Genomic DNA, 21,357 nt, shown 5'->3' with positions numbered 1-21,357 from the left:
TGATTCTAGATCACAAAGGAACGTCGTAAAAATCGTTTTGCGCCGACGCTCGACAGCGCTAATCTCCCATGCTTGAACAGGACGACAGCATGACGAATAACGATTCCCCACAAACCGACAATCCGCTTTCAGCGCCGCCGTCGGTCGCGCAAATCTTCGGTGGCTTTCTGGGTCTTGGTTTTATGTCGTTTGGCGGCGCGTTGCCGCTTGCGCGACGGGCGATCGTCGAGCAGCGACGCTGGCTGAGCGCCGCCGAATTCACCGATCTTCTCGGCTTGTGCCAGTTTTTGCCTGGCGGCAACGTGATCAATCTATCGGTAGCGGTCGGCATGCGGTTTCGCGGACTTGCGGGCGCGCTGGCCGGACTGCTCGGCCTGATCGCGGGACCGTCGGTGGTGGTGATCGGCCTGGGCGTGCTGTACGAGCACACGCAAAGCGATCCGCATGTGCAGCATCTGTTCGCCGGACTGGCCGCAGCGGCAGCGGGCTTGCTGGTGTCGATGGCCGTGAAGATCCTGTTGCCGTTGCGGCATAGCCTGCCGGGCGCGGCGATTGCCGCGCTGGGTTTCGTGGCGATTGCGCTGGTGCGCTTTCCGCTGCTACCGACGATGCTGGTGCTGACACCGGTCAGCATTTACCTGGCCGCACGTGCATCGAAGGGAGCCGCGAAATGAAGGAGACATTAATCGCGCTAGCGCAGATTTTCAGTCAGTTGTCGTTGCTGGCATTTGGCGGCGGCAACACGATTCTTCCGGAGATGCAGCGACAGGTGGTGACGGTTCATCACTGGATGCCGGCCAGCGAGTTCAGCGCACTGTTTGCGTTGGCGCAGGCCGCGCCTGGGCCGAATCTGATGGTCGTGACGTTGATTGGCTGGCATGTCGCGGGATGGGCGGGGATGCTGGTGACGTCGGTGGCGAAGTTTGGGCCGTCGTCGGTGGTGACGGTGCTGGCGTTGCATGCGTGGGACCGATTCAAGGACCGGCCGTGGCGGCGGTACGCGCAGATGGGGTTGGTGCCGGTGACGGCGGGGATTGTGACCGCTAGCGCGATGCTGATTACCGAGGCGTCGGATACTTCGTTGCTGGCGTGGGGGATTACTGCGGGTTGTGCGGTGGTTTCGTTTCGGACGAAGGTGCATCCGTTGTGGTTGCTGGCGGGGGGGAGTTTGGTGGGGGTGGTGGGGATAAGGTGAGGGTTGGTTTTGGGGTTGGTTTTGGGGTTGGTTTTGGGGTTGGTTTTGGGGTTGGTTTTGGGGTTGGTTTTGGGGTTGGTTTTGGGGTTGGTTTTGGGGTTGGTTTTGGGGTTGGTTTTGGGGTTGGTTTTGGGGTTGGTTTTGGGGTTGGTTTTGGGGTTGGTTTTGGGGTTGGTTTTGGGGTTGGTTTTGGGGTTGCTTGGGGCTGGTTGTCCCGTATTCGCGTCGGTCTGCCTGGATCGTCCCTGTGCGGGACCGCACCTACTTTTCTTTGCTCGCGCAAAGAAAAGTAGGCAAAAGAAAGCGCGTTTACACCACCACTTCGTAGCGAGTGGCGTCCTTCCAGAACGGGTAGTGGACCGCGCACGTTTTGAGTTGCCGGTCCGTTTTTCCCGGTGGTCCGCGCCCGCACATCCCGCCCGCTGCGCGGCGGTAGCCCACTTCAAAAACCCATTTTCGCCACGCTATTTTTCAGCCCTCTCGACGGTTCCGACGTCCGGCCCGAAGTGCGGTTTCTCTACAGCATCCGCCTGTCGTTTGGACTGTTCCGGCGTCGGCTCAAAGCCCGGTTTTCACCACGCGATTGCCAGCCTTCACGACCGTTCCAGCGTCCGACCCAAAACCACGTTTGCGCCACCGAGTTCACCCGCCTTCACGATGGTTTCGACGTTAAGCCTGGCCTGGAATTTTGCACACGCGAACGGACCGGCGCATGCCAGGAAAACGGGTGTTGTGACCGACGGAGTGCAGCGCGCGAAGAGCGCCGAGAGAAAAAGACGGGGCTGTGCCCAACGGCTGTCGCGAAGCGAACAGCCGGAACGAATGACTGCCTTGTCACCAAGACATGCGGTGCGGCAACTCAAATCGTGCACGGTCCACTACCCGTTCTGAGAGGACGCCACTCGCTACGGAGTGTCGGTGTAAACGCGCTTTCTTTTGCCTACTTTTCTTTGCGCGAGCAAAGAAAAGTAGGTGCGGTCCCGCACAGGGACGATCCAGGCAAACCAGCGCGAAAACGGGACAACCAAACCAACCCAGAGCAAATCAAAAAACCAAAACCAAAAAATTTCACTGAAACGCCACTTCAGCAAAACTCCTCAACTTCCGGCTATGCAACCGATGCAACCCATTCATCCTCAACAGCTCCATCGCCTTCACCCCAATCTGCAAATGCTGATCCACCTGCGCGCGATAAAACTGATCCGCCATCCCCGGCAACTTCAACTCCCCATGCAACGGCTTATCAGAAACGCATAACAGCGTCCCGTAGGGAACCCGAAACCTGAACCCGTTCGCCGCGATCGTCGCACTCTCCATATCCAGCGCAATCGCGCGACTCTGCGACAAACGCAACACCGGCTCCCGATGATCCCGCAACTCCCAGTTCCGGTTGTCCACGCTGGCCACGGTCCCGGTCCGCATCACCCGCTTCAACTCGACTCCGTCCAGCTGCGTCACCTGCGCGACCGCGCGCTCCAACGCGACCTGCACTTCAGCCAGCGCCGGAATCGGTACCCACAACGGTAAATCGTCGTCGAGGACGTGATCCTCGCGCACATATCCGTGCGCCAGAACGTAGTCGCCCAGCCGCTGCGTATTGCGCAAGCCCGCACAGTGCCCCAGCATCACCCACGCATGCGGCCGCAATACGGCAATGTGATCGGTGATCGTCTTCGCGTTCGACGGCCCCACGCCAATGTTCACCATCGTGATGCCACTGCCGTCCGCGCGCTTCAGGTGGTACGCGGGCATCTGCGGCAATCGCGGCGGCGCCGTGCCTTCGTCGGCCTGCTCGCCGAGATTCGCGTTGTACGTGACCACGTCGCCCGGCTCGACGAACGACGTGTACTCGCTGCGATACGCACGCTCGTCGTGATCGTCCGTACGCGCCATCATCGTGCGGCCCAGCTTCACGAACTCGTCGATGTAAAACTGATAGTTCGTGTAGAGCACGTAATTCTGGAAATGCGTCGGCGATGTCGCCGTGTAGTGCTTTAGCCGATGCAACGAAAAATCGACCCGCGCCGCCGTGAACAACGCCAACGGATGCGGTGCGCCCGGCGCGGGCTCATACGTGCCGTTGACGATCCGGTCGTCGAGCAAGGCGAGATCCGGCGTGTCGAACACGTCGCGCATCAGGAACAGCCGCTCGCGATCGAGATCGCCTTCCAGATGGATACCTTCCGCGTAAGCAAAATGAATTGGAATGGGCTGCGCGGATACGCCCACTTCGATCTTCACGTGATGGTTCTTCGTCAGCAATCGCAACTGCTCACGGTAGTAATCGCCAAACAGATCGGGACGCGTAACCGTGGTTTCGAACACGCCCGGACCGGCCACGAAACCGTACGAACGGCGTGAGTCGATATGCGTGTTGACCTCGGTCTGCACCCGCACGAACGGATAGCACGCACGCACACGACTCGCGAACGGCTCGTTGCGGCGGTAGCGCGCGAACGCATCGCGCAAAAAAGAGGTGTTCGCTTCGTAGAGCGCGGAGAGGTGCGTGACGGCCTGAGTGGCGTCGTCGAATGCCTCGGTCGGGAAGTCGCTGGCGGGTGTCTGCACCGCGCGCTGATTGGTATCGTTGTTCATCTTCGTTCGCCTCGGTTGATGGAATGACATTACCACGGAACCCGCCCGCGTCAATGAAGCGGCAATGACCATCGGCGCCGCTGCGTCACGCAATGCAACATCGCGCCCCAAGCGCGCGAAAGCGGCGCAAAATAAGGCGTTCGCGCCCGGCGTTCCGGCTGGATTTGCTAGAATCTGGGCACCTTATTGGAGAATCACCATGAAGCCGCTCCTTCCCGTCGTCGCCGTGCTCGCGTTCGCCTTCGGCAACGCCGCGCTGGCTGCCCAGCCCGTCGACGACGTGCCGCCCGCTGGCGTCCCGCAATCCGCCAACGAGCGCGCCGGTCTGCCCGACCTGAAGGCGATCAACCGGCCGGCGGCCGAAGTCAGCTCCAAGGTTGAAATCAACCAGCCGCGCCTGCCCAGCTATCATGAAACCAGCAGCAACGGCACCGAAATCACCGAGTATCGCGACAAAGGCAAGCCCGTCGAAATCAACGTGAAGTCGAACTTCGGCACCCGCTATCAAATGACCGCGCCGCTCGATACCGCGCCTGCGGTTCGCGACAACGGCCGCGCGAGTACGCGCCTGCCGTCGGTGCATCTGACTTACTGAACCTGACACGCGTCACCGGCTCCGCAGCATCCGGCCGGTTTCACCGAAGCGGCGCGCGCAACCGTTGCGCCGCTTCACCCCACGGCGACGTTTCCACGTCCGGGAAGCATGCGCAACGCGCCCGCTGCCGGCGTCGGCGGCGCCCGATTCCGCTGTCCTGGCCGTCACGCGTCGGGTCCGACCAACCTGTTTCGAGTTCCGACGTATCCGCATGGCCGTCTTCACTGCTGTCACCGAATCCCAGCTTGCCCAATGGATGCGCCATTACGATCTCGGCGATGTCGTCGAGTTTCGCGGCATTGCGTCCGGCATTGAAAACAGCAACTTCTTTCTGACGACGACGCGCGGCGCGTACGTGCTGACGATCTTCGAAAACCTGACCGCGCAGCAACTGCCGTTCTATATCGACCTGATGCAGCATCTGGCCGCGCACAACGTGCCGGTGCCCGATCCGATGCCGCGCACCGACGGTGCGCTGCTCGGCACGCTGAACGGCAAACCGGCGGTGATCGTCACGAAGCTCGACGGCGCGCCGGAACTCGCGCCGGGCGTCGAGCATTGCATCGAAGTCGGACAGATGCTCGCGCGCATGCACCTCGCCGGTCGCGATTACGCGGACCATCAGCCGAATCTGCGCAGCCTGCCGTGGTGGCAGGAAACCGTCCCGGCCATCGTCCCGTTCATCGACGCCACGCAGCGCACCCTGCTCGAATCCGAACTCGCGCATCAACAGGCGTTCTTCGCGTCGGCGGACTACGCGGCCTTGCCCGAAGGCCCGTGTCATTGCGACCTGTTCCGCGACAACGTGCTGTTCGCGCACGCCGCGCCCGACTCCGGCCACGAAGTGCGGCTCGGCGGCTTTTTCGACTTCTACTTTGCCGGTTGCGACAAATGGCTGTTCGACGTGGCCGTCACTGTCAACGACTGGTGCGTGGATCTGGCCACCGGCAAGCTTGACCCGGCGCGTGCGGAAGCAATGCTGCGCGCCTATCAGACCGTGCGCCCGTTCACCGCTGAAGAAAACCGCCATTGGGACGACATGTTGCGGGCCGGCGCGTACCGTTTCTGGGTGTCGCGCCTGTATGATTTCTACCGTCCGCGCGCGGCCGAACTCCTCAAACCGCACGATCCCGGCCACTTCGAACGCATTCTGCGCGAACGCCTGAACGACGTCGCACAATCTGGCACCCACACCTCATGCAACTGATCGAAGTTCCCGCGAAGACCGGCTATGTATGGTTCCGGCAAGGCATCTGGCTGTTTCGCAAGAACCCGTTCGCTTTTCTGACACTGTTTTTCACGTACCTCGTGGTGATGACGGTCATCGCGCACGTGCCGGTGATCGGCGGTGTGTTGCCGCTGGTGTTTATCCCCGGCGTCGCGGTTGGCTTCATGGCCGCGTGCCGTGACACGATCGCGGGCAAGCCGGTGTTTCCGACCATCCTCGTCGACGGTTTCCGGTCTTACGGCAATGTCGTCGCAAAACGGCTGTTCGGTCTCGGCCTGCTGTATATCGCGTCGATGGCGGTGGTGCTGCTGTGTTCGGCGCTGGTCGACGGCGGCCTGCTGCTGCAACTGATGATCGGCACCGCCGATCCCGACAAGGCCGTCGTCGGCAACCTGCGCATGGCCGTGCTCGCAGCGCTGGTGCTCTATCTGCCGGTGGCGATGCTGTTCTGGTTCGCGCCCGTGTTGACCGCCTGGCACGATGTCCCGCCGGTGAAGGCGATGTTCTTCAGCATCGTCAGTTGCTGGCGCAATCGCGGCGCGTTCGTGGTGTTCGGCGCGCTATGGTTCGCGGTATCGGCCGTCGCGTCGTTCGTGATTTCGGCGCTGATGCAGGCGCTCGGCGGCGACGAATTCGCCATCGCCGCCGTGATGCCCGTCACGATCATCATCGTGACCATGCTCTATTGCTCCTTTTACGCGACGTATCGCGGCTGTTTTGGCGTGCAAGACGCCAGCTCGTCCGACCTCCCGACCACGCCCGCGGCCTGATTCGCCCGCGCGGCATCGATCCCGGCAACACACGAAGCGGCGCTCACGGCGCCGCTTTTTTATGCACGCTCGACGCGATTGCGGCACAATAGTTTGCGCGCTAACGATTCGCGCGCATTTGCCAGAGACCTATCATGACCACGACTTCGCGCCCTTCCCTGCCGTTCACGCTCGACGAGCAATTGTGCTTCGCGCTGTATTCCACGTCGCTCGCGATGACGAAAGCCTACAAGCCGTTGCTGGAAAAACTCGGGCTGACGTACCCGCAATATCTGGCGATGCTGGTGCTTTGGGAAGGCGACGATCTCACCGTGAAAGATCTCGCGACGCGTCTGAATCTCGATTCCGCGACCGTCACGCCGTTGCTGAAGCGCCTCGAAACGCAAGGTTATGTCGAGCGCGTGCGCGGCGTCGAAGATGAGCGGCTGGTCTATATCCGCCTGACGAAAGCCGGCACGACGCTCAAGCGCGCCGCCCGCGAAGTGCCGGCCGAAATCTTCTGCGCGACCCAGCAAGCGCCGGAATTCCTGCTGCGTCTACGTGACGATCTCACGCAACTGCGCGCCACGCTGAACGACTACATGGACCGCTAATCGCGGGATTTCCGATCGCATTCAAGGTTCGGCTATCGGATCGATTTGCAAATTCATTTGCACACTAATGATTAGTGTACTATTGTTCTGTTCATGGCGGCGCGACACACAAACCCACCGCCACTTACTGCGGTACACATTTCTCAACCTTATCCAGGAGCAGCAAAATGAACGTACTCTACAAAGCATCGGCTACCAGCACGGGCGGACGCGACGGTCGCGCAGTGTCATCGGACAAGGTGCTCGACGTAGCACTGGCAGCACCGCGTGAACTCGGCGGCAATGGCGCGGCAGGCACCAACCCGGAACAACTGTTCGCGGCAGGTTATTCGGCATGTTTTCTGAGCGCGATGAAATTCATCGCCGGCCAACGCAAGCAAGCGCTGCCCGCTGATGCAACCGTGACGGCGGAAGTCGGTATCGGCCCGAACGACAACGGTGGCTTCGCGCTGGACATCGATCTGCGCGTTTCGTTGCCCGGCATCGCACCGGAAGCGGCTCGTGAACTGGTCGACGCGGCTCACCAGGTTTGCCCGTACTCGAACGCCACGCGCAACAACGTCGACGTGCGCCTGCAAATCGTCTAAAGCAATGTCGAACGATCGACGCTGACGCGCAATCCGCGTCAGGTCGGCGCGCTGCGAACAGCATCACGCAGCAGCGGAAAATAGCGGGAAAGCAGCACACGGAATGCCGGCCACGAGCCGGCATTTTTCGTTGCGTGCGCGTGGCGGCACGCTCGCCGTTGGTGCGATCAGGCGCGCTCCGTGCTAATGATTGCGGCGGATCGTTCGCCGGCGCGACGTGCCGGTGGTATCGTCGGCTACCCGCCGCGACCGGTGATCGACATCGACACGCGGCATGCTGCCAACCCGATCATTTTTCTCATGACCCAAGCTCGCCAACTGAGCACCGATTACGACAGCGGCCTCGTCTGGTTCCGCCGCGATTTACGCTCGACCGATCACGCGGCGCTCTACTACGCGCTCAAACACTGCAAACGCGTCTGGTGCGCGTTCGTGTTCGACACGACGATTCTCGAACCGCTTCAGCAGACATGGCGCGCGATGCGTCCGGATCGGCCGCCCCAAGACCGGCGCATCGATTTTCTGCTGGCGACGCTTACCGAACTCGACGCCGCGTTGCGCGAGCAAGGCGGCGGTCTGATCGTGTTGCATGGCGATCCGCGCGATGCCATTCCGGATCTGGCCGCGCAACTCGGCGTCGAAGCGGTGTTCGCGAATCACGATTACGAGCCGATTGCGATCGAACGCGACGAAAACGTCCGCGAGACGCTGAACACGGCGCAGCGGGAATTGCTGACGTTCAAGGATCAGGTGATTTTCGAGCGCAGCGAAGTGCTGACCGGTCAGAACAAGCCGTTCACGGTGTTCACGCCGTACAAGAACGCGTGGCTCAAGCAGTTGAGCGCGTTCGATCTGAAGCCGTATCCGGTGGAAAAATATCGGGCGAGCTTCGCAAAACCGCCTGCGAAAATCGCGCACGGCATGCCCGACCTGAAGACGCTCGGCTTCGCGCCCAGCCATTTCGCGGAAATCGGTTTGCCGGCCGGCATGAGCGGCGCCGACCAGTTGCTCGACGAATTCCAGACACGCATCGACAGTTACGGCGATCAGCGGGATTTTCCGGCTGCGAACGGCACCAGCTACCTGTCGGTCCATTTGCGCTTCGGCACGGTATCGATCCGCACCCTGGCGCGGCTCGCGTACGAACAGTCGCTGCAACCGGACGGCAAAGGCGCATCGACGTGGCTGTCGGAGCTGATCTGGCGTGACTTCTACTTCATGATCCTGTCGCATCATCCGAAATTGCAAAGCGGCGCGTCGTTCAAGGCGGAATACGACCGCTTGCGCTGGGAAACCGGCCAGGAAGCCGACGCGGCGTTCGCCGCGTGGTGCGAAGGCCGCACCGGTTATCCGCTCGTCGACGCGGCGATGATGCAGTTGAACCAGACCGGCTTTATGCACAACCGTCTGAGGATGGTGACGGCCAGTTTTCTGGTGAAAGACCTCGGCATCGACTGGCGGCTCGGCGAGCACTACTTCGCGATCCAGCTCAACGACTTCGACTTTTCGGCGAACAACGGTGGCTGGCAATGGGCGGCATCGACGGGTTGCGATGCGCAGCCGTACTTCCGCATTTTCAATCCGGTGACGCAGTCGGAGAAGTTCGATCCGCAAGGGCTGTTCATCAAGCGCTATCTGCCGCAACTCGAAAACGTGCCGCCGAAGTGGATTCACGCGCCGTGGCTGGCGGGCGCGGATCGGCTGAGGGAATGGAAGCTCGCGCTGGATCAGGATTACCCGATGCCGATCGTCGATCACGCGGCGGCGCGTCAGCGGACGCTCGCGCGATTCGGCAAGTAATGGGCGGTACGGATTTATAGCAGGACGTGCGGCACTTCCCGCAGCGCGGCCGACGCACGAGCGAAAGCCGCGAGCGTCGCGCTGACGCTTCAGGTAATCACACGGTTCAAACGGGGGAATGCGCTATGCGCGGTGTGCAGTCGCTGATTGTTTTTCTTGCGCTGACGATGGCCGCTTCGGCGACCGGCGTGCTGTTCCATCCGGGCGACTGGTACGCGGCGCTGCAAAAGCCGTCGTTCAATCCGCCGAACTGGATTTTCCCGCCGGTCTGGACGCTGCTGTACGTGATGATGGCCGTGGCCGCATGGCGCGTCTGGCGACGCGACGGCATGAGCCCGCCGCTCGTGCTCTGGGCCATTCAATTGCTGCTGAATGCCGCGTGGACGTGGCTTTTCTTCGGCAAACATCTGCCGGCAAGCGCGTTCGCTGACATTCTGGTGCTGCTGCTGGCTATTGCGATCACCGCTGTCGCCTTCTGGCGACGGGACCGCGTGGCCGGTTTGCTGCTGGTGCCGTATCTGGCGTGGGTGGCTTTTGCCTGCGCTCTGAACTACGCGCTCTGGCAACTCAATCCTGCCGCTTGACGCACCACCCATTGCGCCGCGACGTGTGCTGCAAAAACTGCTGACTGCTTGCGCGTAACGACAGCGCTTAGTGCTGGCTCATCCACGACGGGTGACGCGTCTTGGTTTCGCGGTCGATTTTCTTCATGCGAAATTCGAGGTCGTACAGATCCGATGCTTCGGCCAGGTACGCGTCATTGCGTTCTTTAGCGATCTGGTCAGGGGATTTCGTCAGGAACAGGAACAAACGGCTCAGGAAGTACATGGTCGGCCTCGCAAGTGATCTAGGCGTTTGTGCCTAGTGGATAACCCTAAGTATAGGGAAAACCCTAGAACCTTGCAAACTTTGTTGCGCTGCGGCAACTGCGACATGTCGCCACCGCTTGCGTCAGCCTTATTGGCCGGCGTGCGGGGCGATTCCTCTGTTGTTTAGCCGGCCCGCGCCGCCATCATGGCCGGTTGCGCGACGGCGCCCACGCGTCGTTGGTGTTTGAAAAATTCCCAGATCAACGCGCTGGCGTCCGGCCCTTTGGCCGAATGAAACGGCACCGCTTCGTCGCCGCCGCTCCACGCGTGGCCGAGCGCCTGAACGCGGCACAGGCGCACCACGCGCCGGCCGCCGCGCACGTAGTCGCGCGTGACCACGCCGGCTTTACGGTCTTCGCGCATTTCGCCCGCTTTTCGCTCGCCGTTAGCGTCGACGAGGCCATTGAGACGCAAAAATTGCGTGGTCAGTTGCTCCGCGTTGGCCGGCGCGACCACGTGATCGGCATCGCCGTGGACGATCACGGCCGGCATGCCCGGAAACGCGCTGACGTCGATCGCTTCGTCGACCAGTTCCAGCGGATCGCGGCGCGCGCCCCGGCGCATCACGTCCATCGCGGCAATGCCGGACTTCGCTTCGCCGAAGGTCGGGCCGGAATGCAGCGCCACAGCGGCAAACCGCTCCGGATAGTGCGTCGCGAGCACGGTTGCGAGACCCGCGCCCGCCGACAAACCGGCCACATAGACGCGTTCGCCGTCGAAATCGTGTGCCTCGACCAGCGCATCGACCAGCGACACGACGGCGCGCGCCTCGACTTCGCCGGCGTTGTCGCCGGTGCCGTACCAATGCCAGCACCGATGCGCATGCGCGTGTTTCGATTGTTCCGGATACACCACCGCGAAGCCGAAGCGGTCGGCGAGGAGATTCATGCGGGTGCCTTCGGCGAATTCGTCTACCGATTGCGCGCAGCCGTGCAGCATCACAACCACCGGCAGCCGCGCCGACGCCCAGCCGCCCGGAATATAAAGACCGTAATGCAGATGATTGACCAGCCGCCCCGGCGCCGCAGGCGCGGAGTGGAACGAGCGCGTCCATGCGCCATCGGCCCACGCGGCGGCGCGCGGCCGCACGCGCGACTCGCGCATGCCGGGACGCGGCGCTTCGCGCGGCACGGCGGCACGCACTTTGGTGGTCGGTTTCATGGCCCGCAACTTGGTTGCAGGTTTGCCCGCAGGGCGGGCCGTGGAACGCTTCGCGGTGTCGCGCGCGTGTTCGGTCTGAATCGCGATCAGGCGTTTCAAACCGCCTAGCCAGATTTTTGTCAGACTTTTTGCCATCAGGATAACCTCGCAAAAAGGGACGGAGTCGTCGGGTTGGACGTCTGTTGTGCATTGCACAATATCATCAATTCCGACCGGTTGCCCGACGCACGACACCCTGTCCGAACGCCATAAGACGGTCTTTTTTTGTCGCGTCGCCTGGCCGCAGCAGTCGCGGCAGACACCCGTATTCACGTGTCGGCACGCGCCGGAAACGGCGGATAGCGCACACCCGGCGTTTTATCCGGACGCTTATACTGATGGACACGAACCCCGTCCGCGTGGACTTTTGAGCGAAATTGCCGCGCTATGTCGGCGAAAACGGGGTGCACCGCGTTGCTTATATATTGACCGGCTCGACCCGAACCAGATGCCCGACATTCCCTTCCACCTTTGGTATCGCATCACCAGCTTCGGCGGCGCCGGCATTACGCTGCCGCTCGCGTTCGCCATCGCGTTGTGGCTGGCGGTCGGCTACCGGTGGAAGCTCGCGGCGTGCTGGCTGCTGCTGCTCGGCGCGGCCATCGGTATCGTGACGGCGACCAAGCTCGCCTTCCTCGGCTGGGGCGTCGGCATTCGCGAGCTGGATTTCACCGGCGTCAGCGGTCACGCCATGCTGTCCACCGCCGTCTATCCCGTCGCGCTGTTCCTGATGTTGCTGCCGGCGCGGCCCGCGATCCGCTTCACCGGCGTGCTGATCGGCCTGTTCGCAGGCGCGGCCGTGGCTTTCTCGCGGGTCGTGCTGAGCGCGCATTCGCCTTCGGAGGCGATCACCGGCTGCATCACCGGCGCACTCGCCGCACTGATCTTCGTTCGCATTGCGTGGCGTCTCGAACCAGGACGATTGGCCGCAGCGCCGGTCGCCGTGAGCCTGATCGTCATGGTGCTGGCGTTGCACAACGTCCACGTGCCGACGCAACGCTGGGTCACGCATATCGCGCTGAAAGTGTCCGGTCACGAGCGGCCGTTTATCCGCGCGCGCTGGAAAGCTTCGCGCGCGCATCACCCCAATGCCGCACTCGTCTCGCAGACGCGTGACGCGCTGTCTTCCTTCGTCCCGCACCAGGCCTGACGTTTCGGCGCCCCCAGCCTCGATGAGCAGGCAACGGGGTTTCCCCGCATCCTTTCATTAAGCCTACCGTTATACCCGCCCCTATATTACGATAGCGTTTTCCCAATCATGCCGGTCTTGTCGGCCCGCTCGCACCATGATCACTTCCCGCCGTCTGTTGAAGCACGTGCTGCTGATCGCCACCGCCGTCTCCGTTCTGACCTGCGCCGCCGCGCGCGCCGACGAGCTGGTGGTATCGGCGGCGGCGAGTCTGACCAACGCGTTCAAGGCGGTCGGGGAAGCGTATGAGAAGCAGCATCCGGGCACCAAGGTGTTGCTGAATTTCGGCGCATCGGACGTATTGATGCAGCAGATCGTCAAAGGCGCACCGGCCGACGTTTTCGCGTCCGCGGATCAAAAGGCGATGGACAAGGCCGCCGCCGAAAAAGTCGTGGTGCCGGCAAGCCGCAAAGACTTCGCCGCGAATTCGCTGGTGCTGATCGTGCCGTCCGATAGCCGCTTCGCCCCCGCGTCGCTGAACGATCTGACGACGGCAAGCGTCAAGCGCGTCGCTTACGGCGACCCCGCTTCCGTGCCGGTCGGCCGCTATACGCAAGGCGCGTTGCAATCGGCGGGTGTGTGGGACGCGGTCAGCGCGAAGGCCGTGCTGGCGTCGAACGTGCGTCAAAGCCTCGACTACGTGTCGCGCGGCGAAGTCGATGCCGGCTTCGTGTTCGGCACCGACGCCGCCGTGATGCCCGACCGCGTGAAGATCGCGCTCGAAGTGCCGACGCAAACGCCGATCTCCTACCCGATCGCCGTCGTCGAAGGCAGCCATCACGCCGCCGACGCACAAGCGTTTATCGCCTATGTGCTGTCGCCGGCCGGTCAGGCCTTGCTCGCGAAGTTCGGCTTCAAGCCGGCCGGCGCGGCGCACTGATCCGTCGCGCGGACCGCATCGTGCAAGCCGCGTGGATTCCGCTGCTGTTGTCGCTGAAAGTGGCGGGTTGGGCGACGGCGCTCAATCTTGTGTTCGGCGTCGCGGCGGGATTCGGTCTGGCGCGCTGGCGTTCGGGCGCACGCGATGTCGTCGACTCGCTGCTGACCTTGCCGCTGGTGATGCCGCCCACCGTTCTCGGCTATTACCTGCTGGTGCTGCTCGGCCGACGCGGCTGGCTCGGCGCGTGGCTCGACCGCTTCGGCATCCAGCTGGTGTTCACGTGGCAAGGCGCGGTGATCGCGTCGATGATCGTCGCGTTTCCGCTGGTGCTGAAGTCGGCGCGTTCGGCCTTCGAAGCCGTCGATCCGCAACTCGAACGCGCCGCACGCACGCTCGGCATCAGCGAAACCGCAATCTTCTTTCGCGTCACGTTGCCGCTCGCCGCGCGCGGCATTCTGGCCGGCACGCTGCTCGCGTTCGCGCGCGCGCTCGGCGAATTCGGCGCGACGCTGATGATCGCGGGCAACCTGCCGGGCCGCACGCAGACGCTGTCCGTGGCGATCTACGCGGCGGTTCAGGCTGGCGACGACAGCACCGCCAACTTTCTCGTGCTCGTCACGTCCATCACGTGCGTGGTGATCCTGGTCGTTGCCGGACGTCTCGTGCCGCAGCATTCGCTGCTGACGTCGCGCTGAACCCGCACTGACGACCCTCCTTCCACACGCCACGCGCCACACGCCGCCATGTCGCTTTCCGTCGCCATCCGAAAAACGCTGACGAGCGCCGAACGCCGCTTCACGCTCGACGTGTCGTTCGTCGCGACGAGTCAGCGCGTCGTGCTGTTCGGGCCTTCCGGCGCGGGAAAAAGTCTCAGTTTGCAGGCGATCGCCGGTTTGTTGCGGCCCGACGAAGGCACGATCACGCTCGATGGCGACACGCTGTTCGACAGCGCGCACGGCATCGATCTGAAGCCGCAGGCGCGCCATGTGGCGTATCTGTTTCAGGATTACGCGTTGTTTCCACACCTGAACGTTCGACAGAACATTGCGTTCGGATTGCACACGGGATGGTTGAATCCGCGCCGTCATGTGGCGGACCGGCAACTCGAATACTGGCTCGACGCGCTGGACTTGCGTCCGGTTGCGGGCAGTCATCCGGCGCAACTGTCCGGCGGCCAGAAACAGCGGGTGGCGCTGGCGCGCGCGTTGGTGTCGGAGCCGCGTCTGCTGCTGCTCGACGAACCGTTTTCCGCGCTGGATCACACGCTGCGTCAGCGCATGCGCAAAGCGTTGTCGGATCTACAGACGCGCCTCGATATTCCGATGGTCTTGATCACGCACGATCCCGACGACGTCGCCGCATTCGGCGATCAGGTCGTACAGATCAACGACGGCTGCGTGCAGGAAAACACGTCGTTCGCGGGCTATCCGAGCAGCGTCCGCGACACCTGAAACGCCTCGCGTGTAGCGCAAGCGCGTTACTCGCTGACGCCGAGAATCACACTCGACGCCTTGAATGCGGCCACCGCCGCATCGCCCTCTTTCAGATCGAGCGCGTCGACGCTGTCGTTCGTGACGACGGCCGTGACCACCGCGCCGCCGTTCAGCGTCAACGACACTTCCGCGCTGACCGCTCCGCGCTTCACCGCCGACACCGTGCCGCGCAACTGGTTGCGCGTCGACAGTTTGAGCGGCGCGGAGTCCGCGGTCGCGTCCACAGCGATCAGCACGACCCACGACGACTTGATCAACGCGAAAGCGTCCCCGCCGACTGCAAGGCCGAGCGTTTCGGTGCTTTCGTGCGTCAACACGGCGACCAGCGTCTGGCCGCCCGGCAACGCGAGCGACACCTCGTCGTTCACCGCGCCGCGCACCACCGCCGACACCGTGCCGTACAACTGGTTACGCGCGCTGGTCTTGACGCCCATCCGGCCGATCAGCGCCCAGTCGTTGGCGAAGTTGTCGATGGCGGCACCGGCGCGTTCGAGAAACTTGCGATGCTCCCGCTCGACCGCGCGAAACGTCTCGATCAGCCGCAGCGCGCGCGGCGTCAGCGTCGTACCGCCGCCGCCCTTGCCGCCCGTCGATCGTTCGACGAGCGGTTCGCCGGCCAGATTGTTCATCGCGTCGATCGCGTCCCACGCGGCCTTGTAGCTCATCCGCACCGCTTTGGCCGCGCCGGTGATCGAGCCGGTTTCGCGGATCGCCGCCAGCAGCGCAATTCGCGACGCGCCGCCGAGCGTCTGTTCGCCGGCCTGGAACCACAGCGACCCGGCGAGTTCGAGCGGCGCGGAAGGAGAAGATGGCGTGTCAGTCGGCATGGTGGACCCGGCGAAATATCGATAAATGAACGAACGCCGATTGTCACATGTGTCGCGTGCGACGCGCATCGCGAGACCTACGTTCACTCCGCGTATTGCGCGAGGCCGTTGCCGAACGACCAGTTCTCCTTCATCACGTCCACGAGATTGATAAAGACGTCCTCGCGACGCACGCCCGGCGATTCCGCCAGATGATCGACGATCCGCTGATACAGCGCCTTCTTCTGGTCGATCGAGCGCGTGTTGCTGACGGTGATCTGGATCATCACCAGATCGTCGCTGCGGTTCACGCCGAGAAAATGTTTGCCGTAGAAAAAGTTGTCGGCATCGTGCTCGGTGATCGTCATGAAGATGTCGTCCTCCGGCACGCTGAAAATCTCACGCAAGCCGCGATGGACGCTTTCGGTCAGCGCGCGGCGATAGGCGGCCGGCTTGCCGGCACGCAGTGCAATTCGGGTGAAGGGCATGATGTCGTTCCTGTTTTCGATCGGTGAGTACACAGATTAGGATGCGCGGATCATAATGAACAGATATGGCCAGATATTTCATCCATTTCCATTCAAAATGAAAGTCCTCGATCTCGATGCGGTCCGCGCGTTCGTGCTGGTGGCCGATCTCAACAGTTTCACGCGTGCCGCCGATGCGCTCGACACCACGCAATCGGCGGTCAGTCTGAAGCTGAAGCGGCTCGAAGCGCATCTCGGCAAACAGTTGCTGGAGCGCACGCCGCGTCTCGTGCGGCTGTCCACGGACGGCGTGGCTTTTCTCGTTGCCGCGCGCGAGTTGCTCGGCGCGCACGAGCGGGCGTTGCGCGCGGTGGCGTCCGAACGTCGGCGCCTGGTTCTGGGATTGAGCGAACATGTCGCCGGGGCGGATTTGCCGGCGCTGCTGGCGAGAATCAACGCGCATGATCCGGGACTGGTGATCGAGCTTCATCTCGGCATGTCGGCGGCGTTGCTGACGCTATTCGACGAGCGGCGCGTCGATGCCGTGGTGGTCCGCGCGGAAGCCGACGACACCGCGCGCGACGACGGACAGCCGCTATTTTCCGAACCGTTGGCGTGGCTGGCATCGGCGGAGTTCGCGTGGCGGAAGTCGGAGCCGTTGCCGCTGGCTTTGCTGGCGGCGCCGTGCAATGTGCGCGCGGCTGCAATCAGGGCGCTCGATGCGGCTGGCGTGGCGTGGGAAGAGGTGTTTGTCGGCGGCGGGGTCGCGGCGGTGGGAGCGGCTGCGGCTGCGGGCCTGGCGGTGTCGCCGCTGGCCCGGCGAGTGGCGCCCCGAGGGCTCGTCGAGGTGGGCGACGCCTTCGCATTGCCCGCTTTGCCGACGTCCAGCGTGACGATGTATTCGCGGGTCAGCGATCCCCGTTCGGTCGGGAGTCTGAGGCTGGTCGTGGCGGGGCTTCGCGGCGCCTGAACACGGCGCGTAATTTCAGACGCGTCGATACGAACGCGTCAATGCAGGATCGGCGGCAGGTTCGTGCTGGGCGCGGTCGCGGGATTCGTCGCCGGGTTCGCGGGCGGCTGCGGCTTCGGTTGGGGTTTCGGTTGCGGCGCGCTCGCCGTCGTGTGTGCGCTGTTCGGCGCGGTCGATTTTGCGGCCTTCGCGTGCGTCGCCGGCTTCGATTGCGCCACCGTGGCGTGTTGCTTCGATGCGCTCGCCGTGGTGGATTTCGGCGCCTTCGCGTGCGCCTGTTTCGCGGCCGGCGTCGTGCGCTTCGTGTGCTTCACCGGTGCTGCCTTCCCGGTTTTAGCATGCGCCGCAGGCTTTCCATGCGCCGCGCTCTTCGATGCTTCCGGCGGATTCCACACTTCCTCGTAATGCGTCGCCGCGCCCGCCGTTGCTATCGCACTCCACACCACTGCCGCTACGCACATCGCCCGCACTGCCATCTCTTTACTCCCTCACACGCTCAATCGCTCGCCCGGCTTTGTTGCCGCGCGCAATTATACCCAAACTCTTCTTGCAGAAATCCAGTTATGGACTAATATCAATAACAAGTACATGTCAGGACTTTCTTACTCCATGTCACACGCTGCTCGCGCGACACCTACAGAATCGCCCCTTCGACGCGAACCGTCGATCACGCAAATGTCCGCGGCGGGTCTGCGCGCCTTCTTCAACATTGCGCACGACTGGGATCTCAGCGCCGAGGAACAGATCGTTCTGCTCGGTTCGCCCGGCCGCTCCACCTACTTCAACTGGAAGAAAACCCCCGAAACCGCGAAGCTCGGGCGCGATACGCTCGAACGCCTGTCGCTGCTGCTCGGCATCTACAAGGCCCTGCAGATTCTGTTGCCGCAACCCACCGCCGCCGATACCTGGATCAAGCGCCCGAACAGCGCGCCGCCGTTCGGCGGACGCCGCGCGCTCGACCGGATGCTCGCCGGCAATATCAGCGACCTCGTCGCCGTGCGCCAGTATCTCGACGCGATGCGAGGCGGCTGGGCGTGATCGATCCGAATACCGAATTCCCGGCGCCGTCGAACGATCCGGCGTGGCGGTCGCGTTGGGACGTCGCCACGATCGACTGGACGCCCGCGTATCGCGTGATTCCCACCCGCTTTCCTGCGGTGAACCTGTTCGACCGTGTCGCGTCGCCGGACGATTTCGACGCGTTGTACGCGCTCGAAGCGATGACCAACGACCGTCTGCGCACCGAAGTCGGCGAGCTCGATCTCGTGCCGCACGACGAGCGTCGCTTCGGTCCCGGCTGGGGGCCGATCATGGCGGCGTTCACGCATCTGAATCCGCTCGGCAGCCGGTTTTCCGACGGCACCTACGGCGTGTTCTATTGCGCGATGTCGCGCGCCACCGCGATCGCCGAAACCCGCTATCACACCGGCAATTTCCTCGCGGCCACCCACGAAGCACCGACGCGCCAGCAAATGCGGCTGTACACGGTGATCGCCCAGGGCGACGTGATGGATTTACGCGGCGACGCGGCGCTGCGCGATCCCGACGTGCTGTCGCCGACCGATTACCTCGCCGGACAGCGCACCGGACGGGCGGCACGCACGGCGGGCGCGCCGGGTATCGCGTATCCGTCGGTGCGCGACGCGCAAGGCGGCGAATGCCTCGCCGCGTTCAAAACGACGCTGCTGCGCGACTGCCGTCACGCGGCGTATCTGGAATACAACTGGAATGGCAACACCGTGGATATGGTGTTCGAGTTGAATCAGGTCGGCTGACGGCGCACCGTTCAAGGCAGCGCCATCGCCGCCGCGCCGTGCCCTTTGGCCGCCGCGACCGTCACGTTCCAGCGCTTCGAGCGCCGCGCTTCGACGACGGTGAGCTTGCCGCCCGGCCCGAACGCGCCGGTATCGATGAAAATCTGCGCGCCGATCTGCTGCACTTCGCGCACCGGCGTGTGTCCGCAATACGTCATCGACAGACCGCGCTGGATCATCGTGTCGCCCTTGCCCGATGCGAGGTCGCGGCCCCACAACATTTGCTGGCGCGTATCGTCGGAAAACCGGGCGGCGTCGAGATCGGCGTCGGTGCCGAAAAACTCCGCGTGCAGGATGTTGAAGCGTTCGGCGCCGGTGCCCACCACGCGCACGAGCGGCAACGCCGCGAGCCGTTCCGCGTACACCCGCAATTGCGCGTCGGACAATCCCGCCGCCCACGCGCCGCCGATCCCATACCACCATTGACGCTTCAGACGCCCATGCGCGACCGCGCACAACGCGTCCTCGTGATTGCCGAGCACGGGATAGAACCAGGGCTTGTCGAGCAGGGCCAGCGCCTCTTGCGACTGACTGCCGCGATCGACCAGATCGCCGACCGAAAACAACCGGTCGTGCACCGGATCGAAGCGGATTTCGCGCAACAGATAGCGCAGCGCGTCGACGCAGCCGTGGAGGTCGCCGACGACGAAATCCCGGCCTGCTGTATTGGCCGGATGATGCTCAACAACAGTAGAAGATGCGGTCGCCATACGGACATGATAATGCGCCTCGCGCATTGCGTATGCGCGGTTCCGCTCTTTTCGAACACGCCGCCGCGACCGCGCGGAAACCCGCCGTTTACTGGGGCGTCGCGCGCAAGGCCGCGACCTGCGCGGCGCTCAACGTCGATGCCGGATCGCCGAACTGCTTCGTCACGTAATTGCTGAGCGCGGCGATCTGATCGTCGGTCAGTTGACTGCCGAATCCGGGCATCAAGACGTCCGCCTGTTTCGTCGTGCGGCTCACGCCGTGCAGGATCACCATCGCGAGATTGTTCGCGTCGCGCGCGCCGACCGCGCTGTTGTGGATCAGCGACGGATACGCACCCGGCGCGCTCGCCCCGACGCCCTGGCCGCTCCACGCGTGACACGCCGCGCAGTTCGCGACGAACAGTTGCGCGCCGCTCACGCTGTTGACGGCGGTGCCGCGCAAAGCGGTCACGTCGTCGGCGGGTTGGCCCCATCGATCGCGGGCGCGCGGTTCTCCGCCGCTGATAGCAGGCACCGAGCGCATGTACACCGCGATCGACCGCAAATCCTCGTGATCCAGATACTGCGTGCTGTCCGCGACGACTTGCGCCATCGGTCCGGCGGCATTCGCGCGGCCCGGCGCCACGCCGCTCGACAGATACGCTTCCAGTTCGTCGCCGCTCCACGCGCCGATGCCGCTCCGCTCGTCCGGCGTGATATTGAACGCGTGCCAACCGGCTTGCGTCGCGCCCGCGAAACGGTCGCCGCCCTTGAGCCCTTGCATGAAATTGCGCGGCGTGTGGCATTCCTCGCAATGCGCCAGCCCTTCGACCAGATACGCGCCGCGATTCCATTCGGCGCTCTGTTTCGGATCGGGCACGAAACGGCCTTCGTCGAAGTTGAACAGGTTCCAGAACACCATCAGCCAGCGCTGGTTGAACGGGAAGTTCAGATCTCGTTACGCGGCGGCGTGTAGTGGATCGGCGTCAGCGTGTTCAGATACGCGCGGATCGCGAGCACGTCGGCGCTCGTGACCTTCGTGTATTCCGCGTACGGAAACGCCGGATACAGATGCTCGCCGGCCTTGCCGACGCCTTCGTGCATCGCACGCAGAAAGTCCGATTCGGTCCATTGACCGATGCCAGTTTCCGGATCGGGCGTGATGTTGGGCGTGTAGATCGTGCCGAACGGCGTCGTGATCGGCAGGCCGCCCGCGAACGGTCGTGCCTTGTCCGCCGTGTGACACGCGATGCAATCGCCCGCGCGAGCCAGATATTCGCCGCGCCTGATGAGATCGGATGCGAACACGGCCGGCGCGCTCGCCGGGGTCCGGCCAGGTTGCACGCCGTTGTCCGCGTGCGCCTCGGCGAACGGCATTTCGTCGCTGCGACGGATCTGCGTTTCGTGCGCTTCGTACCATGCCATGTACAGCGCGAACAGCGAGAACGCCGCCGCCAGCGACGCGATGCGCAGGAACGCGCGACGTGCGCCCGTCGCTGCACCGGACTTAGCCCCGGCAGTGCCGTCGGCGCGCGGCTCAGGCGCCGGCGCACCCGCCGCAGCCGACCGCACGCGAGACGTTTTCTTCGTCATGGCAGGCTCTCCGTCGGGGCGCGG

At 63.5% G+C, this 21,357-nt stretch carries 26 protein-coding genes; 18 read left to right on the top strand and 8 right to left on the bottom strand.

The window, feature by feature from the left end; translation table 11 throughout:
• Window positions 1-89 precede the first annotated feature (89 nt).
• From PW947_RS16785 to PW947_RS16775, 3 genes are read left to right on the top strand one after another with little or no spacing between them, the layout of a single operon-like run.
• Window positions 90-674, top strand: a complete 585-nt coding sequence (locus tag PW947_RS16785; RefSeq protein ID WP_299633473.1) for a chromate transporter — start codon at window positions 90-92, stop codon at window positions 672-674.
• A complete protein-coding gene (locus PW947_RS16780; protein ID WP_299633472.1) occupies window positions 671-1,195 on the top strand; it encodes a chromate transporter in 525 nt (174 codons plus the stop codon). The genes PW947_RS16785 and PW947_RS16780 overlap by 4 nt, the downstream gene beginning before the upstream one ends.
• A complete protein-coding gene (locus PW947_RS16775) occupies window positions 1,192-1,488 on the top strand; it encodes a hypothetical protein (protein ID WP_299633471.1) in 297 nt (98 codons plus the stop codon). The genes PW947_RS16780 and PW947_RS16775 overlap by 4 nt, the downstream gene beginning before the upstream one ends.
• Before the next feature lie 775 nt (window positions 1,489-2,263).
• Here PW947_RS16775 and PW947_RS16770 read toward each other — a convergent pair.
• Window positions 2,264-3,790 (bottom strand): AMP nucleosidase, encoded by a 1,527-nt coding sequence (locus tag PW947_RS16770; RefSeq protein ID WP_299633470.1) that lies wholly within the window; start codon window positions 3,788-3,790, stop codon window positions 2,264-2,266.
• Window positions 3,791-3,989: 199 nt separating this feature from the next.
• Between PW947_RS16770 and PW947_RS16765 the strand changes: the two genes are divergently transcribed.
• From PW947_RS16765 to PW947_RS16735, 7 genes are all read left to right on the top strand, one after another.
• A complete protein-coding gene (locus PW947_RS16765; RefSeq protein WP_299633687.1) occupies window positions 3,990-4,385 on the top strand; it encodes a hypothetical protein in 396 nt (131 codons plus the stop codon).
• 211 nt (window positions 4,386-4,596) lie between these two features.
• Complete coding sequence (locus PW947_RS16760; RefSeq protein ID WP_299633469.1) at window positions 4,597-5,592, top strand: homoserine kinase; 996 nt, start codon at window positions 4,597-4,599, stop codon at window positions 5,590-5,592.
• Window positions 5,583-6,383, top strand: a complete 801-nt coding sequence (locus PW947_RS16755; protein WP_299633468.1) for a BPSS1780 family membrane protein — start codon at window positions 5,583-5,585, stop codon at window positions 6,381-6,383. The genes PW947_RS16760 and PW947_RS16755 overlap by 10 nt, the downstream gene beginning before the upstream one ends.
• Before the next feature lie 134 nt (window positions 6,384-6,517).
• On the top strand, window positions 6,518-6,976 hold the full coding sequence (locus PW947_RS16750) for a MarR family transcriptional regulator (protein WP_299633467.1): 459 nt from the start codon (window positions 6,518-6,520) through the stop codon (window positions 6,974-6,976).
• A 167-nt stretch (window positions 6,977-7,143) separates the two neighbouring features.
• A complete protein-coding gene (locus PW947_RS16745; protein WP_299633466.1) occupies window positions 7,144-7,563 on the top strand; it encodes an organic hydroperoxide resistance protein in 420 nt (139 codons plus the stop codon).
• Between the two features lie 300 nt (window positions 7,564-7,863).
• On the top strand, window positions 7,864-9,363 hold the full coding sequence (locus tag PW947_RS16740) for a deoxyribodipyrimidine photo-lyase (protein ID WP_299633465.1): 1,500 nt from the start codon (window positions 7,864-7,866) through the stop codon (window positions 9,361-9,363).
• 125 nt (window positions 9,364-9,488) lie between these two features.
• Window positions 9,489-9,947, top strand: coding sequence for a TspO/MBR family protein (locus PW947_RS16735; RefSeq protein ID WP_299633464.1), 459 nt, complete (start codon window positions 9,489-9,491; stop codon window positions 9,945-9,947).
• Window positions 9,948-10,014: 67 nt separating this feature from the next.
• On the opposite strand, the gene PW947_RS16730 is transcribed toward PW947_RS16735, so the two are convergent.
• Window positions 10,015-10,191: a DUF3563 family protein gene (locus PW947_RS16730; protein WP_299633463.1), complete on the bottom strand. Its 177-nt coding sequence runs from the start codon at window positions 10,189-10,191 to the stop codon at window positions 10,015-10,017.
• 164 nt (window positions 10,192-10,355) lie between these two features.
• Complete coding sequence (locus tag PW947_RS16725; protein ID WP_299633462.1) at window positions 10,356-11,528, bottom strand: PHB depolymerase family esterase; 1,173 nt, start codon at window positions 11,526-11,528, stop codon at window positions 10,356-10,358.
• Window positions 11,529-11,880: 352 nt separating this feature from the next.
• On the opposite strand from PW947_RS16725, the gene PW947_RS16720 reads away from it, so the two are divergent.
• The 4 genes from PW947_RS16720 (at window position 11,881) to PW947_RS16705 (ending at window position 14,952) form a co-directional block, all read left to right on the top strand.
• Complete coding sequence (locus tag PW947_RS16720; RefSeq protein WP_299633461.1) at window positions 11,881-12,582, top strand: phosphatase PAP2 family protein; 702 nt, start codon at window positions 11,881-11,883, stop codon at window positions 12,580-12,582.
• A gap of 136 nt (window positions 12,583-12,718) precedes the next feature.
• On the top strand, window positions 12,719-13,501 hold the full coding sequence (modA, locus tag PW947_RS16715; protein WP_299633460.1) for a molybdate ABC transporter substrate-binding protein: 783 nt from the start codon (window positions 12,719-12,721) through the stop codon (window positions 13,499-13,501).
• 20 nt (window positions 13,502-13,521) lie between these two features.
• Window positions 13,522-14,196: a molybdate ABC transporter permease subunit gene (modB, locus tag PW947_RS16710; RefSeq protein ID WP_299633459.1), complete on the top strand. Its 675-nt coding sequence runs from the start codon at window positions 13,522-13,524 to the stop codon at window positions 14,194-14,196.
• Window positions 14,197-14,244: 48 nt separating this feature from the next.
• Window positions 14,245-14,952, top strand: coding sequence for an ATP-binding cassette domain-containing protein (locus PW947_RS16705; RefSeq protein ID WP_299633458.1), 708 nt, complete (start codon window positions 14,245-14,247; stop codon window positions 14,950-14,952).
• 26 nt (window positions 14,953-14,978) lie between these two features.
• On the opposite strand, the gene PW947_RS16700 is transcribed toward PW947_RS16705, so the two are convergent.
• Together PW947_RS16700 and PW947_RS16695 are read right to left on the bottom strand one after the other, a co-directional pair.
• Window positions 14,979-15,821 carry a TOBE domain-containing protein gene (locus PW947_RS16700; protein WP_299633457.1) on the bottom strand — a complete coding sequence of 281 codons (843 nt, stop codon included), beginning with the start codon at window positions 15,819-15,821 and terminating at the stop codon, window positions 14,979-14,981.
• 83 nt (window positions 15,822-15,904) lie between these two features.
• Window positions 15,905-16,288: a tautomerase family protein gene (locus PW947_RS16695; protein ID WP_299633456.1), complete on the bottom strand. Its 384-nt coding sequence runs from the start codon at window positions 16,286-16,288 to the stop codon at window positions 15,905-15,907.
• A gap of 97 nt (window positions 16,289-16,385) precedes the next feature.
• Here PW947_RS16695 and PW947_RS16690 point away from each other — a divergent pair, with 97 nt between their 5' ends.
• The 4 genes from PW947_RS16690 to PW947_RS16675 all read left to right on the top strand — a co-directional run bounded on the left by PW947_RS16690 (window position 16,386) and on the right by PW947_RS16675 (window position 19,012).
• On the top strand, window positions 16,386-17,237 hold the full coding sequence (locus PW947_RS16690) for a LysR substrate-binding domain-containing protein (protein ID WP_299633455.1): 852 nt from the start codon (window positions 16,386-16,388) through the stop codon (window positions 17,235-17,237).
• A 63-nt stretch (window positions 17,238-17,300) separates the two neighbouring features.
• Window positions 17,301-17,642: a hypothetical protein gene (locus tag PW947_RS16685; protein WP_299633454.1), complete on the top strand. Its 342-nt coding sequence runs from the start codon at window positions 17,301-17,303 to the stop codon at window positions 17,640-17,642.
• 204 nt (window positions 17,643-17,846) lie between these two features.
• Window positions 17,847-18,275, top strand: coding sequence for an MbcA/ParS/Xre antitoxin family protein (locus PW947_RS16680; protein WP_299633453.1), 429 nt, complete (start codon window positions 17,847-17,849; stop codon window positions 18,273-18,275).
• A gap of 71 nt (window positions 18,276-18,346) precedes the next feature.
• Window positions 18,347-19,012, top strand: coding sequence for an RES family NAD+ phosphorylase (locus PW947_RS16675; protein ID WP_299633686.1), 666 nt, complete (start codon window positions 18,347-18,349; stop codon window positions 19,010-19,012).
• 11 nt (window positions 19,013-19,023) lie between these two features.
• Here PW947_RS16675 and PW947_RS16670 read toward each other — a convergent pair whose 3' ends face one another.
• From PW947_RS16670 to PW947_RS16660, 3 genes are all read right to left on the bottom strand, one after another.
• On the bottom strand, window positions 19,024-19,761 hold the full coding sequence (locus PW947_RS16670) for a metallophosphoesterase (RefSeq protein WP_299633452.1): 738 nt from the start codon (window positions 19,759-19,761) through the stop codon (window positions 19,024-19,026).
• A gap of 88 nt (window positions 19,762-19,849) precedes the next feature.
• On the bottom strand, window positions 19,850-20,662 hold the full coding sequence (locus tag PW947_RS16665; protein WP_299633451.1) for a cytochrome c: 813 nt from the start codon (window positions 20,660-20,662) through the stop codon (window positions 19,850-19,852).
• A 26-nt stretch (window positions 20,663-20,688) separates the two neighbouring features.
• Window positions 20,689-21,333, bottom strand: a complete 645-nt coding sequence (locus tag PW947_RS16660) for a c-type cytochrome (protein WP_299633450.1) — start codon at window positions 21,331-21,333, stop codon at window positions 20,689-20,691.
• Window positions 21,334-21,357: the final 24 nt, after the last annotated feature.

Origin of the sequence: Paraburkholderia sp., assembly GCF_028283785.1 — a bacterium.
Lineage (GTDB): Bacteria > Pseudomonadota > Gammaproteobacteria > Burkholderiales > Burkholderiaceae > Paraburkholderia.
The sequence above is the reverse complement of the archived record's forward strand: the minus strand, read 5'-3'. Positions and strand labels throughout refer to the sequence as shown.